The sequence below is a fragment of the Streptomyces sp. NPDC002088 genome (assembly GCF_040296605.1).
Lineage (GTDB): Bacteria > Actinomycetota > Actinomycetes > Streptomycetales > Streptomycetaceae > Streptomyces.
On sequence record NZ_JBEOXO010000004.1, the window covers coordinates 310211 to 323260 of the forward strand.

General features: G+C 72.1%; 12 protein-coding genes. 5 read left to right on the plus strand and 7 right to left on the minus strand.

Features of this window, described 5'->3' with window-relative positions; genetic code table 11:
- Positions 1–24 precede the first annotated feature (24 nt).
- Positions 25–996 (plus strand): PDR/VanB family oxidoreductase, encoded by a 972-nt coding sequence (locus ABT114_RS11340; RefSeq protein ID WP_351141091.1) that lies wholly within the window; start codon positions 25–27, stop codon positions 994–996.
- Between the two features lie 383 nt (positions 997–1379).
- Positions 1380–1532 carry a nitrate- and nitrite sensing domain-containing protein gene (locus tag ABT114_RS11345; protein ID WP_351141093.1) on the plus strand — a complete coding sequence of 51 codons (153 nt, stop codon included), beginning with the start codon at positions 1380–1382 and terminating at the stop codon, positions 1530–1532.
- A 605-nt stretch (positions 1533–2137) separates the two neighbouring features.
- On the opposite strand, the gene ABT114_RS11350 is transcribed toward ABT114_RS11345, so the two are convergent.
- On the minus strand, positions 2138–2383 hold the full coding sequence (locus ABT114_RS11350; RefSeq protein WP_351141095.1) for a hypothetical protein: 246 nt from the start codon (positions 2381–2383) through the stop codon (positions 2138–2140).
- A 107-nt stretch (positions 2384–2490) separates the two neighbouring features.
- Here ABT114_RS11350 and ABT114_RS11355 point away from each other — a divergent pair, with 107 nt between their 5' ends.
- Positions 2491–3876: an MFS transporter gene (locus ABT114_RS11355; RefSeq protein ID WP_351141097.1), complete on the plus strand. Its 1386-nt coding sequence runs from the start codon at positions 2491–2493 to the stop codon at positions 3874–3876.
- A gap of 52 nt (positions 3877–3928) precedes the next feature.
- Here the strand turns inward: ABT114_RS11355 and ABT114_RS11360 are convergent, their stop codons facing one another.
- The 4 genes from ABT114_RS11360 to lnt form a co-directional block, all read right to left on the minus strand.
- On the minus strand, positions 3929–5875 hold the full coding sequence (locus ABT114_RS11360) for a helix-turn-helix domain-containing protein (protein WP_351141099.1): 1947 nt from the start codon (positions 5873–5875) through the stop codon (positions 3929–3931).
- A gap of 76 nt (positions 5876–5951) precedes the next feature.
- Complete coding sequence (locus tag ABT114_RS11365) at positions 5952–6752, minus strand: 3-hydroxybutyrate dehydrogenase (RefSeq protein WP_351141101.1); 801 nt, start codon at positions 6750–6752, stop codon at positions 5952–5954.
- 87 nt (positions 6753–6839) lie between these two features.
- Entirely contained in the window at positions 6840–7319 is a 480-nt protein-coding gene (locus ABT114_RS11370; RefSeq protein ID WP_351141103.1) for an NUDIX hydrolase, read from the minus strand.
- Between the two features lie 66 nt (positions 7320–7385).
- A complete protein-coding gene (gene lnt, locus ABT114_RS11375; RefSeq protein ID WP_351141105.1) occupies positions 7386–8996 on the minus strand; it encodes an apolipoprotein N-acyltransferase in 1611 nt (536 codons plus the stop codon).
- A gap of 335 nt (positions 8997–9331) precedes the next feature.
- On the opposite strand from lnt, the gene ABT114_RS11380 reads away from it, so the two are divergent.
- On the plus strand, positions 9332–10336 hold the full coding sequence (locus tag ABT114_RS11380; RefSeq protein ID WP_351141106.1) for an O-antigen ligase family protein: 1005 nt from the start codon (positions 9332–9334) through the stop codon (positions 10334–10336).
- A 16-nt stretch (positions 10337–10352) separates the two neighbouring features.
- On the opposite strand, the gene ABT114_RS11385 is transcribed toward ABT114_RS11380, so the two are convergent.
- Both ABT114_RS11385 and ABT114_RS11390 read right to left on the minus strand, forming a co-directional pair.
- A complete protein-coding gene (locus tag ABT114_RS11385) occupies positions 10353–10898 on the minus strand; it encodes a hypothetical protein (protein ID WP_351141107.1) in 546 nt (181 codons plus the stop codon).
- Between the two features lie 106 nt (positions 10899–11004).
- Positions 11005–11790 (minus strand): glutamate racemase, encoded by a 786-nt coding sequence (locus ABT114_RS11390; protein ID WP_351141109.1) that lies wholly within the window; start codon positions 11788–11790, stop codon positions 11005–11007.
- A 39-nt stretch (positions 11791–11829) separates the two neighbouring features.
- Here ABT114_RS11390 and ABT114_RS11395 point away from each other — a divergent pair, with 39 nt between their 5' ends.
- A complete protein-coding gene (locus tag ABT114_RS11395; RefSeq protein WP_351141111.1) occupies positions 11830–13044 on the plus strand; it encodes a glycosyltransferase in 1215 nt (404 codons plus the stop codon).
- Positions 13045–13050: the final 6 nt, after the last annotated feature.

The window sequence follows — 13050 nt, forward strand, 5'->3', positions numbered from 1 at the left end:
CCCCGGTCCAGAAAGAGAACGATCATGACCACCACGACACCCCAGCGTGCCGAGGTCGAGCTCGACCTGACCCTGATGCGCAAGGAGATCCTCGCCGACAGCGTCCTCCGGCTGACCTTCGCGCACCCCTCGGGCCTCCAGCTGCCCGGCTGGGAGCCCGGCGCCCATATCGACCTCGTGCTCGGCCCCGACCTCGTACGGCAGTACTCCCTGTGCGGCGACCCCGACGACACGTCCGTCCTGCAGGTGGCGGTGCTGCGCGAGGCCGCCGGGCGCGGCGGCTCCCTCCACGTGCACGACAAGCTGGCCGAGGGCGACACGGTTCGGGTCCGAGGCCCACGCAACCACTTCGCACTGGTCGATGCGCCGCGCTATCTCTTCATCGCCGGCGGCATCGGCATCACCCCGATCCTCCCGATGATCGCCGCCGCCAGGCGGCGGCAGGCGGACTGGCGCCTCGTGTACGGCGGCCGCACTCGCGGTTCCATGGCCTTCGCGCAGCAGCTGGCCACGGATCACCCCGACCGGGTGGAGATCTGCCCCCAGGACGAGAGTGGCCTCATCGACCTGGGGGCGGTGCTCGGGACGCCGCGGCAGGACACGGCGGTGTACTGCTGCGGCCCCGAGCCCCTGCTCAACGCTGTGGAGCAGCGGTGCGCATCCTGGCCGGACGGGGCACTGCACATCGAGCGCTTCGTACCCAAAGCGCGTAGCGACGACGCCCCGTCGACCTCATTCGAGGTAGAACTGTCGCTCTCCGGGAAGACGCTGACCGTACCGCCTGACCGCTCCATCCTGGAGGTCGTCGAGGAGGCCGGGGTACCCGTGCTCTCGTCCTGTCAGGAAGGCACCTGCGGCAGCTGCGAGACCGCGGTCCTCGCGGGCAATCCCGACCACCGGGACTCACTGCTCAGCGAGAAGGAACGCGCTTCCGGAGACGTCATGTTCATCTGTGTCTCCCGGTCCCGCTCCCTCCGCCTTGTCCTCGACCTCTGAACCCACCGCCGTGGCGAGAGCAAAGGAGCTCTGCTCCGTGGGCCATGGGCCAGGGCTGCTCGCCACGGCGGTGTTCCACCAATGGGCCAGGGGCCCCCATCAGCGACTTCGACAGCAGCGGGGGCAGAGCCTCCTACTGCACGGGCTGATGTCCCTGGGTGGATCAGCGTCCTGCGGCCCCGACTGCAAGCTCCAGTTGAGGAGCCATGGGCAGGGTGGTTCCGAGCGTGCGCGGGGCCCCGTTTGCTCTTGTATCCAGCATCGCCCTGGTCGCCCTGTGAACCATGAACTCGGCCCAGCTTTAACGTAATTGACACTACGTCAACAACCGCAAGACCGCAGGGACACACGTCGCACTCCCGGTAGTCGCCATCTTCTACAACTTGCAGGCGGAGCGGCAGCTGAGCGCGGCCGCCCTCGCCGACCCCACCGCCTATCGGACGAGGCTGGCGAATCAGCGGCAGATCACTGATGCGTCCTTCGAGGGCCTGCAGGGCCTCCCCGACTCCGCCCCTGCCGATATCGTCGCGCACTAACGGCAGGTCACGCTCGCCGAGGAGATTCGCATCCAGGACGAACCCCGGCCTTCGACAGGGTGGTCGCGAGTTCGGGGACGTCGACGGCTCAGTTCACCGCCGACCAGTGCGGCCGGCTCGCCGCCGACTGGGACACCAGCCGCGACGTCCCCGTACGCGACGTCCTTACCCGCCGCGGGTCGAGGTTCCAAGGCCCATGTCATGAACTCGGCCCGGGCACCGACCTGTTCACACTTGATCGCATACAGGACGTGCGGCAGGACCAAGGCGCCCGCGGCGGCGGTGAGCGTCGTTTTCCGACGGCCCCGCCGACCGGCCGAAGCCACCCCCGCCAACCGGCGGCGACCGCAGCACTGGCCGCACAGTGGTACGCCCTCCTCATCAGAAGGTAAGAAGAAGGGCGTACGCGTCCGCCCGGAGCCGGGCGGTGACCGTTCAGCGCGAGGCCGGAGCCGGCCGGTCGGGCTGTCGTCGCGGGTGATGACGGCGTTGACGTGGCTGGCGTCGATCCGGGCGAGGTGGAGGTCGCGCAGCTCGGCTGGAGATCTCGCGACGATCCAGCGCCTAGAGCTGGACGTGTGCGGGCTGGCGGGTGAGGTCGGTCCTCATGCGGAGACTCGCTCAAGGTGGGGGGCTCGTGCGGACTGGCGGGGCAGGTGGCGAGCGACGTCGAGGAGAGCGTCGATGTCGTCCATGGGCCGGCTGGTCTGGCGTTCGGAGTCCGCGAATTCGGTGAGTTGGTCGGGCGCCGGGCGGGCACCTTCGGCCCGGGCAGCGATTCCGGCGAGGATTTGGTCGGCCGTGACGGCTTGAACCGCCTTTCCGTGCGTCGGCATGGTGGCCACACGCATAGCCGCCCCTCGAACTATGTTGCCCCGCCACATGTGCGCCTGACCTGCGGATTCCTACGGTATGGCGACACGTAAACGTCCCCGCCAACCGCTTGGAAGTGGTGCCGATGTCCTCCCCCGCGACCGCTCCCCCACCCCCCGCCAGCCTCAAACGCATCGTCGCCGCCAGCCTCATCGGCACCACCATCGAGTGGTACGACTTCTTCCTCTACGGCTCTGCCGCCGCGCTCGTCTTCAACAAGCTGTTCTTCCCGGACTCCGACCCGCTGGTCGGCACGCTGCTGTCGTTCCTGACGTACGCCGTCGGGTTTGCCGCGCGACCGCTGGGCGCGCTGGTGTTCGGGCACTACGGCGACCGGCTCGGCCGTAAGAAGCTGCTGGTGCTGAGCCTGCTGCTGATGGGCGGGGCGACCTTCGCGATCGGACTGCTGCCGACACATGCGACCGTCGGGGCGGCCGCCCCGGTGCTGCTGACCACGCTGCGCCTGGTGCAGGGGTTCGCGCTCGGCGGTGAGTGGGGCGGGGCCGTGCTGCTGGTGTCCGAGCACGGGGACGCGCGGCGGCGCGGATTCTGGGCCTCGTGGCCGCAGACCGGGGCGCCCGCGGGGCAGCTCCTCGCGACAGGCGTGCTGTCCTTGTTGACCGCCGTGCTGTCGGACGACGCCTTCGGCAGCTGGGGCTGGCGAATCCCGTTCCTGCTGTCCGGCGTGCTGGTGGTCGTCGGTTTGTGGATTCGTCTGTCCGTCGATGAATCCCCCGTGTTCCAGGAGGCGTTGGCGCAGGCCGAGGCCCGCAAGACCGCGCGTCCCGAGGACGCGGAGCGGCTGCCGCTCGTGTCCGTGCTGCGGTACCACTGGCGCGACGTCCTGGTGGCGATGGGTGCGCGCATGGCGGAGAACATCAGCTACTACGTCATCACGGCCTTCATCCTCGTCTACGCCACCACCTCGGCCGGCGTCTCCAAGCAGACCGCGCTCAACGCGGTGCTGATCGCTTCGGCCGTGCACTTCGCGGTCATTCCGGCGTGGGGCGCGCTGTCGGACCGCGTGGGCCGTCGCCCCGTGTATCTGCTGGGCGCGGTCGGTGTCGGGCTGTGGATGTTCCCCTTCTTCTCACTCATCGACACAGGCGGCTTCGGCAGTCTCGTCCTCGCCGTGACCGTGGGACTCGTGCTGCACGGAGCGATGTACGCACCCCAGGCCGCCTTCTTCTCCGAGATGTTCGCAACGCGGATGCGCTACTCCGGCGCCTCCATCGGCGCCCAGTTCGCCTCCGTCGCCGCGGGCGCGCCCGCGCCGCTCATCGCCACCGCGCTGCTGTCCGACTACGACAGCTCCACACCGATCGCCCTGTACGTGATCGCCGCGGCCGTCCTGACGGTCGTTGCCGTGGCGGCGGCCAAGGAGACCCGGCTGCGCGACCTCACGGACGTCGAGCCCTCCGCCGAGGCCGAGCCCGCGGCGGCTCGGCCGGCGGACGCGCGCAGCGTCTGACGTCCCGGCCCCTTACCGGGCCGGTCCGACCCCCGCACACCCTGTGCGGGGGTCAGGGTCGTCTCCCGCCCGACAACCGGTGCAGGCGCAGGGCGAGTTGGATCTCCAGGACCCGGGCCGGGCTCTGCCAGTCGTCGCCGAGCAGGCGGCCGACGCGTTCCAGGCGCTGGGCGACCGTGTTCACGTGGACGTGCAGCTCGTCCTTGGTGCGGGCCGGGCTCATGCCGCAGGCGAAGTACGCGTCGAGGGTGTGCAGCAGATCGGTGCCGCGTCGCTCGTCGTAGGTGACCACCTGGCCGATGGTGCGGTCGACGAAACCGGCTATGTCCCGGTCTCCGGCCAGGAGCAGCCCGAGAAACCCGAAGTCGTCGGCGGCTGCGCCGTCCCCGGTGCGGCCGAGGAGCCGGAGGGCGTCGAGGCAGCGTCGGCCTTCCGCGTACGCCGCGGCCACGGCGTCCGGGTGCGCGGCGAGGTCGTCCACCGGAGCGGAGGCGCCGACGGTGACCGCTTCGTGGACCGCTGTGCCCAGGTGCCGTGCGGTGCGTCGGGCGAGGTCGGTGACGGTGTCACCGGGGACGAGGGGCAGCAGCAGGACGGTGCCGCCATCGCGGGCTGCGGCCAGCCCGTGGCGGGTCGCGGCGAGGTGGGATGCCGCCGACCACAGGCGCCGGCGGGCGGCCGCCTCCTGGTCGGCGTCGGCCGCGATGCCGTCGAGGCGGGCGGCGAGCACGACGTGGGTGGCGTCGAGGTCGGCGCGCAGCCGGGACGCACGTTCGCGCAGCAGGCGCGGGTCGCGGTCGCGGGCGTCCAGCAGGTCGTCGAGGAGTTCGCCGCGCACTCGCTGTTCGGCCTCGGCGGCGGAGCGTCTGGCCAGCAGCAGGAGCGAGGTGACCATCGCCGCACGCTCCAGGGTGCGTTGGTCGACCGGGTCGAGGCCCGGGTGGCCGCGCAGCACCAGCGCGCCGAGCAGTTCGCCGCCGGCGGTCACGGCGGCGACCCAGTCCTCCCCGTGCCGTACCGCGCGCCCTTCGGCGCGGGACGCCTCCAGGGCCTGGGCCGACGCGTCGGCGGACTCGGTGAATTCGACTGTGCCGTCAAGGACCTGGGAGACCGCGGCGGCCACGTCGTGCACTCCGCCGCCGCGCAGGACGAGTTCGGCGAGCCGGTCGTGGATGTCGGAGGCACGCTCGATGACCCCGCTGCGGTCCTGAATGATCTCGTTGGCCCGTTCCAGGTCGGCCAGGGCGGAGCGGGTCTCGGTGAGCAGGTTGGCGGTGTCGATGGCGGCTGCGGCGAGGGCGGCGAAGGAGCCGAGCAGCGCGATCTGCTCCCGCTCGAAGACGCGGGCCCGGCGGTTCGCGGCGAAGAGCACCCCGATGACGTGCGGTCCCAGCATCAGGGGCACCCCCAGGATGGCGACCAGGCCCTCGTCCCGTACGCCCGCGTCGATGGTTGAGGTGTGCTGGAAGCGGCCGTCCCGGAAGTAGTCGTCGGTGACGTAGGGGCGGGCCGTCTGGGCGACGAGCCCGCCGAGCCCTTCGCCCATGCCCAGGCGCAGCTGCTGGAAGCGGGCCGCGACCGAGCCCTCGGTGACCCGCATGTACGTGTCGCCCCTGCCGGGGTCGTTCAGGCTGAGGTAGGCGACGTCCGTGCCGAGCAGCGACCGGGCGCGCTGGACGATCGCCTGGAGCACCGCGTCGAGATCCCTGAGGCCGGCCAGGTCGTGCGCGGTCTCGAAGAGCGCGGACAGCTCGGCCTCGCGCCGGCGCCGTCCTTCCAGCTCCGAGCGTACCCGCAGGGCGAGCAGCTTGGCGTGTTCGAGTGCGGCGATCCGTTCGGCCGGCGCTCCGGCGGCGCGGGCGAGCAGCACCGGCTGCTCGTAGGCGTCGATGGCCGCGCCCCTGGCCAGCAGCTCCAGGAACGGCGCGTCGGCGCCGTGGGGCGACGGCTCGGCGTTGCTGCCGGAGCGCTCGGCTGACTGCACGTGATCGCGGGACATGTTCACAGGATTCCCCATCACCCGGCCGCGGCGTCAGCCCTGTGGATAACTTCCACGCCGAGGGGCGCGGGCTCGTTCAGTGCGCGGTCCAGCCACCGTCCAGCGCCAGCGAGGTGCCGGTCACGAACGACGCCTGCGGGCTGCACAGATATGCCACGGCCTCGGCGACCTCCTCCGGTTCGATGAGCCGCTTGATCGCGCTGTCCTGGAGGAGCACCTCGGACAGCACGCGTTCCTCGGGGATCCCGTGCGCCCTCGCCTGGTCGGTGAGCTGTTTCTCGACCAGGGGGGTGCGTACGTAGGCGGGGTTCACGCAGTTCGAGGTGACGCCGTGCGCCGCGCCTTCGAGCGCGGCCGTCTTGGACAGTCCCTCCAGGCCGTGTTTGGCGGCCACGTACGCGGACTTGTAGGCCGAGGCGCGCAGCCCGTGCACCGAGGACACGTTGACGATGCGGCCCCACCCCTGCCCGTACATGTGGGGCAAGGCACCGCGGATGAGCCGGAACGGTGCCTCCAGCATCACGGTGAGCACCGTGTGGAAGACGTCCGGCGGGAACTCCTCGATGGGGCGGACCAGTTGCAGCCCGGCGTTGTTGACGAGGACGTCGGTGCCGGCGGCGGCGAGTTCGGCGGTGTCCAGGTCGGTGAGGTCGAGGGCCTGCGGCTCGACGCTGCCCGGCAGGTCCGCGGCCCGCTCGGCGAGCGCCTCCAGGCCCCGGGCGTCCCGGTCGACCGCTCTCACCTTGGCCCCGGCGGCGGCCAGCCGCAGTACGCAGGCGCTGCCGATGCCACCGGCGGCACCGGTGACGAGGGCGGTGCGGCCGCCGAGGTCGAGCGAGAGGGCGTGGGGAGCGGGGAGGGCACTGGGCGCGGTCATGTCTCGACTCTAAACAGCCCACCTACCCCACCCCATGTGCTCACGACCCATACTTCAGAGCGAACTCGTGGGGCCGCTGCCCATGCTTCAGACCGGACTCGTGGGGTCGAACCACGTCGGTCCGTCCGACAGCGCCTGCTTGATACGCAACAGCCCGAACTCGTTCAGCTCCGGCAGGGCGTCCACCTCGAACCAGCCCACCTCGAGCGACTCGTCGTCGTTCACCCGTGCCTCCCCGCCGACGGCGCGGCAGCGGAAGGTGATGTCCATGTACTGGCAGGTGTCCCCGTTGGCATACGTGACCGGCTGCAGCGCCTGGACCAGGACGACCCGCTCGACGACGCAGCGCACCGCGGTCTCCTCCTCGACCTCCCGTACGGCGCACGCCGCGGGCTGCTCCCCGGGCTCCGGGATGCCGCCGATGACGGACCACTTGCGGGTGTCGGAGCGACGGCCCAGCAGCACTCTGCCCTCGTCGTCGAGGACGATGGCGGTGACTCCGGGCAGCCAGAGCAACTGGTGGCCGGCGGAGGCCCGGAGCGTGCGGATGAAGTCAGGAGTAGCCATGGGCCGACCCTAACGGGTCGGCCCCGTTGCCCCTGTGATCCACAAACGCGTACGACGGGTGTACGACTACACGCCGTCGGCGCGCCGTCCGCGCACACCGGCGGCGCCGGCCCAGCCGAGTCCGCCGACGGCCACGAGTACGAGGGCGATCTCCGGCAGGATGCCCAGCCGGGTGGCGGGCGTCTCGGAGGAGCGCAGCGGCACCTTCTGCACGAGCGAGTCGGCCACGAACATGCCGGTCTTCTGGGTGATCTTCCCGTCCGGCATGATGATCGCGCTGACGCCGCTGGTCACCGGGACGGTGACGGTCCGGCTGTGCTCGACGGCGCGGACGCGGGACATGGCGAGTTGCTGGTAGGTCATCTCGCTGCGGTCGAAGGTGGCGTTGTTGCTCGGCACCGAGATTATCTGCGCGCCGTGGGTGACCGTGTCGCGCACGGCCCAGTCGAAGGCCGCCTCGTAGCAGGTCGCGAGGCCGACCTTGGAGCCGTCGATGTCGAACACACCTGGCTTGCTGCCCCGGCTGAAGTCCTGGCGGACCATCGTCGTCCAGTCCTTGTTGATCGCACCGAGGAGCGAGCGCATCGGGAGGTACTCGCCGAACGGCTGGACCTGCCGTTTGTCGTACGTGTCGACGGCGCCCTTGTCCGGGTCCCACAGGATCTGCTCGTTGAGGAGCTTGCCGTCCCGCTCGACGACGCCGCCGACCGAGATGGGCACGCCGATCGCCCTGGCCGCCTCGTCGATGACGGCGGCCGCGTCGGCGTTGGCGAAGGGGTCGACGTCGGAGGAGTTCTCCGGCCACAGCACGAAGTCGGGCTGGGGCACCTTCCCCGCCTTGACCTCGGCGGCCAGGCGCTCCGTCTCTCGGGCGTGGTAGTCGAGCACGGCCCGCCGCTGCGCGTTGAACTCCAGCCCGAGGCGGGGGACGTTGCCCTGGATGACGGCGACGGTCGCCGTGCCGTCCTCGGCCTTGACGCTCACCAGCGGGCGAGCGGCGACGGCCGCCACCACCGGTACGGCCACACTCAGCAGGGCGACGGCCGCGGCCGACCGCCGCACCGCACGCGTACGCCGCGTCTCGACGGCCAGTCGGACGACCTCGTACAGGCCGAAGCCGCACAGGACCACCGCGAAGCCGAGCACGGGCGTGCCGCCGACCGCGGCGAGCGGCAGGAAGACGCCGTCCGCCTGACCGAATGCGATCTTGCCCCAGGGGAAGCCGCGGAAGGGCACACGCGCGCGTGCCGCCTCGCCGGCGATCCACACCGCGGCGGCCCACACCGGCCAGGCGGGCAGTCTGGACACCGCGGCGACGCCCACGCCGACCAGCGCGACGAAGACCGCCTCGATCACGACGAGGGCGATCCAGGGTCCGGGACCGACTTCCACGCCGGTCCACACCAGCAGCGGCAGCAGGAAGCCGAGGCCGAAGAGGTAGCCGAGGCCCAGGCCCGCCTTCCAGCTGCGACCGCGCAGCACCCAGCCGAAGACGGCGAAGGCCGGCAGGGCCAGCCACCACAGGGTGCGCGGCGGGAAGCTGACGTAGAGCAGCACTCCGGAGAGCACGGCGGCGATGGCCGGGACGAGCCGCACGAGCCGCGGGCCGCGTGCGGCGGGCGCGATCGGGGGCTCCAGCTGGTCCGACTGGCCCACGGAGGTTGCGGTGACGGTCACCCCGGGAGTGTACGGCGGGTGGCCTTGACGCCGACAACACGGGCCGAAGTGCGGCACCGTGCCCCGTCCCCGCCGCTCGGGGCGACAGCGGCCGCCGCGTGCACTCCTGCCGCATCGTTCCTGCATAACTCGGCGCAACTCATCCACAAACTGTCCATCAGCCGTTACGGTGTGCGGAGCCTCAGTGAGCGGCCGGTTGTGGCCGCAACGGCCGGGGTCCGTCACAGGTCGGGGGCGACCGGGTTCGGGGGGACGGGGTGGAGTCCACGGGGAGGACGTCTGCGGCCGGTCCGGCAGCGGACGGCGAAAGACGAAACGTTTCTGACGCGGCGGGCATGGTGGTGCTCGGGGCCTGCGCCGCCTGGTCCCTGACCACGGCGGCCGCGCACGACGGCCGCCCGGAGGGGATGCTGCTCGCGGTGCTGGCCGTGGCCGCCGGCTACGCCGCGGGACGGATCTTCGGGGCACTGCTTCCGGTGGCCGCGCCCTGCGCCGGGGCACTGGCCGGGGTGAGCCTGACGGTGGCCGTTCCGCGCCTTTCCCCGGGTCCGCAGATCATCGCGCCGCTGGGGCACCTGGGGGCGACCGCCGCCCTGCTGACCCTCTCGGCCGGGGCCGCGTGCTGCGCCGCCTGGGCGGCACCCGCACCGGCCCTGCGGCTCACCCTGCGCCTGCTGGCTGCCGCGATCACCGTGACCGCGGCCGTCCTCGGTTCGACCACCGGTGTCGTCACCTGCACCGCGGTACTGCTGTGCTCGCTCGCCGCGGGCCGTATGCGCCACCGCGGCCGGGGCATCGCGGGACTGGCCCTGGCCGCGGCCCTGGTGACCGGCCTCACCTGGGCGGTCGCCGGAAGCGCGCTGCCGGACGGGCTCGCCGCGTCCCTGGAGAATCAGCTCACGTCGCACCGGGTCGAGCTGTGGCACGACGCCCTGCACCTGGCACACCGGGGCACCGCGCTGGGCGTGGGCCCGGGCCGTTTCGGGGACCTCAGCACGACGGCGGCCCAGTCGACACCGCCCGACGGAAAACCGCACTCGGCGCCGTTGCAGCTGGCGGCCGAGCAGGGCATGGTCGGCGTCGTCCTGCTGGCGGCCGCCTTCTGCTGGGTGCTGTTCGCGCTGTGGCGCTCCCCGCGTCCCACACCCGTCGCACTGACCGCGGGCGCGGCGCTGACGGCACTGGCGGCCATCGCCGCGGTGGGCAACGCGCTGAGCTTCACCGCGGTGTCCGTGGGCGCGGGGCTGCTGGCCGGCCTGGCCACGGCACGGCCGCTCACCGCCGAGCCCGCGCCGAGCGTGGCGGACGTACGCGCGCGTGATGACCGGTTGACCCCGTGACGGGAGCCGCGTGCCGTCAGTGCACCGGGCCGTGCGCGTTGGACCGCAGCCGGTCCCGGATGACCCGTACGGCCGCTTCCGCGTCGTCCACGGTGATCGTGAACGTGTGCCCGTCCCACAGGCGCAGCACCACGCCCTCGCCGCGCCGCACGACGACGGCGGTGCCCTTCTCGGGCCGCCAGCGGTAGCCCCAGCCGCCCCAGTGGCGCGGGGTGACGATGGGGGCGAAGTCGGCGCCGGCGACATGCGACAAAGGGATGCGGCGGCGCGGCAGGCCGATGTGGCCGCAGCGCACCTCGAGGGACTCCTTGTCCAGCTTCAGGTCGACGTGCACGAAGGCCAGGGTGCCGAAGAGGACGAGCAGGCCTGCCGCGATGCAGCCGACGACCGCCATGAGGAGCGGGACGGAATGGGACGTCCACGCGGAGTCAAACGCCAGTTCGATGCCGAGCGCCATGCAGGCGGCCCCGCCGAGCGCCAGCAGCCACTGGAAGCGGTTGGTGGCGCGCCCGGTCCAGATATCCGGGCGCGGGGCGTTCTCGTCGTGGGGGAGGTCCCTCATGTCTATGAGATTACTCAGCTTTCGCTGCGCGGGTACCGTGTCGCGCAGGGTGACTGCGCCACCTGGGGGTGCGGCGGACCGAAGGCGTCCGGCCGGTGACCGTCCGTCACGAGGCGGGGCTGACCACCTGCAACAGCCGCCCTTCGGCGTACGCCAGAGCGGGCGTCGGCAGCGTGCCCTCGCGCCCACTGAGCAGCACGGTCAGGGAGCCGACCGCCGGGGCCTCGGGGGCGGGGAGCTCACCGATGCGGCGCAGCGCCTGCGCGGCCACGGCACCGGCGGAGCCGTGCAGGACCAGCGGGGGGTGGCCGGGGCGCTGCACGGCGGCCCGGATGCGGTCCGCGACCAGCTCGTAATGGGTGCAGCCCAGGACTACGGTCGTTACTTCCGTGGGGGTCAGCGCGGCGGCCGCGGTGACCGCGGCGTCGATGGCCGCCTCGTCCGCGTGTTCCACGGCCTCGGCGAGTCCCCAGCACGGCACCTCGGTGACGGTCACGCCGTCGGCGAAGTCCCGGATGAGCCCCCGCTGGTAGGGGCTGCCGGTGGTGGCGGGCGTGGCCCAGATCGCGACGGGCCCGCCGCCGGCCGCGGCCGGCTTGATCGCGGGGACCGTTCCGACGACCGGCACACCGGGTTCGAGGCGGGCGCGCAGTGTGTCCAGGGCGTGCACGGTGGCGGTGTTGCAACCGACGATGAGGGCGTCCGGCCGGTGGGCGGCGGCAGCGTCCGCGACGGCCACGGCGCGCCCGGTGAGGTCCTGTGTAGTGCGTGGTCCCCAGGGCATGCCATCGGGGTCCAGGGAGAGGACCAGATCCGCGTCGGGTCGAAGGCGCCGTACCGCGGCGGTGGCAGCCAGCAGGCCGATTCCGGAGTCCATGAGCGCGATCTTCACCCGGCCACGATAGACGATGGGCCCCCGCGCACCGGTGCGGTGGGGCAGACTGCGCGGGTGAGCGCCATCGTGTGGACCGCCGCCGCTTCCCTCGCCGCCTGGCTGTGGCTGCTGCTCTTCCAGGGCTTCTTCTGGCGCACGGACATCAGGCTGCCACCGCGGGAGGATCCGCAGGCGTGGCCGTCCGTCTGTGTCGTCGTACCGGCCCGCGACGAGGCCGCCGTCCTGTCGGCGAGCCTGCCGTCACTGCTCGCCCAGGACTACCCGGGCCGGGCGGAGGTCTTCCTCGTCGACGACGGCAGTTCCGACGGCACCGGGGCGCTGGCGCGCGAGCTGGCGGAGCAGCACGGCGGGCTGCCGCTCACCGTGGGCTCGCCGGGCGAACCGCCCGCGGGCTGGACCGGCAAACTCTGGGCGGTGCGCCACGGTATCGGCCTGGCACACGCGCGTGACCCCGAGTACCTGCTCCTGACGGATGCCGACATCGCCCACGCCCCGGACAGTCTGCGCCGACTCGTGGCCGCGGCCCGCACCGGAGAGTTCGACGTCGTCTCGCAGATGGCCCGGCTGCGGGTGGAGAGCCCGTGGGAGCGGCTCGTGGTGCCCGCCTTCGTCTATTTCTTCGCTCAGCTGTACCCGTTCCGCCGGATCAGCAAGAAGAACAAGGAGAACAAGAAGAAGGGGACACGGACGGCGGCCGCGGCGGGCGGCTGCATCCTGCTGCGCGCCGACGCGGCGGAGCGGGCCCGGATCCCGGACGCCATCCGGCACGCCGTCATCGACGACGTCGCGCTCGCGCGGGCCGTCAAGAGAGCCGGCGGCCGGGTCTGGCTCGGGCTGGCCGACGCCGTGGACAGCGTGCGCCCCTATCCGCGACTGCACGACCTGTGGCGGATGGTCTCGCGCAGCGCGTACGCACAGCTGCGCCACAACCCCCTCCTCCTGGCCGGAACGGTCGCCGGGCTGGCACTGGTGTACCTGGTGCCGTCCGTGGCGCTGTTCGCGGGTGCCGCCACGGGCAGCGCTCCGGCCGCCGGTCTCGGCGCCGCGGCTTGGCTGGTGATGGCGGGGACGTATGTACCGATGCTCCGCTACTACCGTCAGCCGCTGTGGCTCGCTCCCCTGCTGCCGTTCACCGCGTTCCTGTACCTCCTGATGACGGTCGATTCCGCGGTGCAGCACTACAGGGGGCGTGGTGCGGCTTGGAAGGGCCGCACCTACACACGTCCGGACGCCGTTCCCGACGAGGGCTGACCCCGC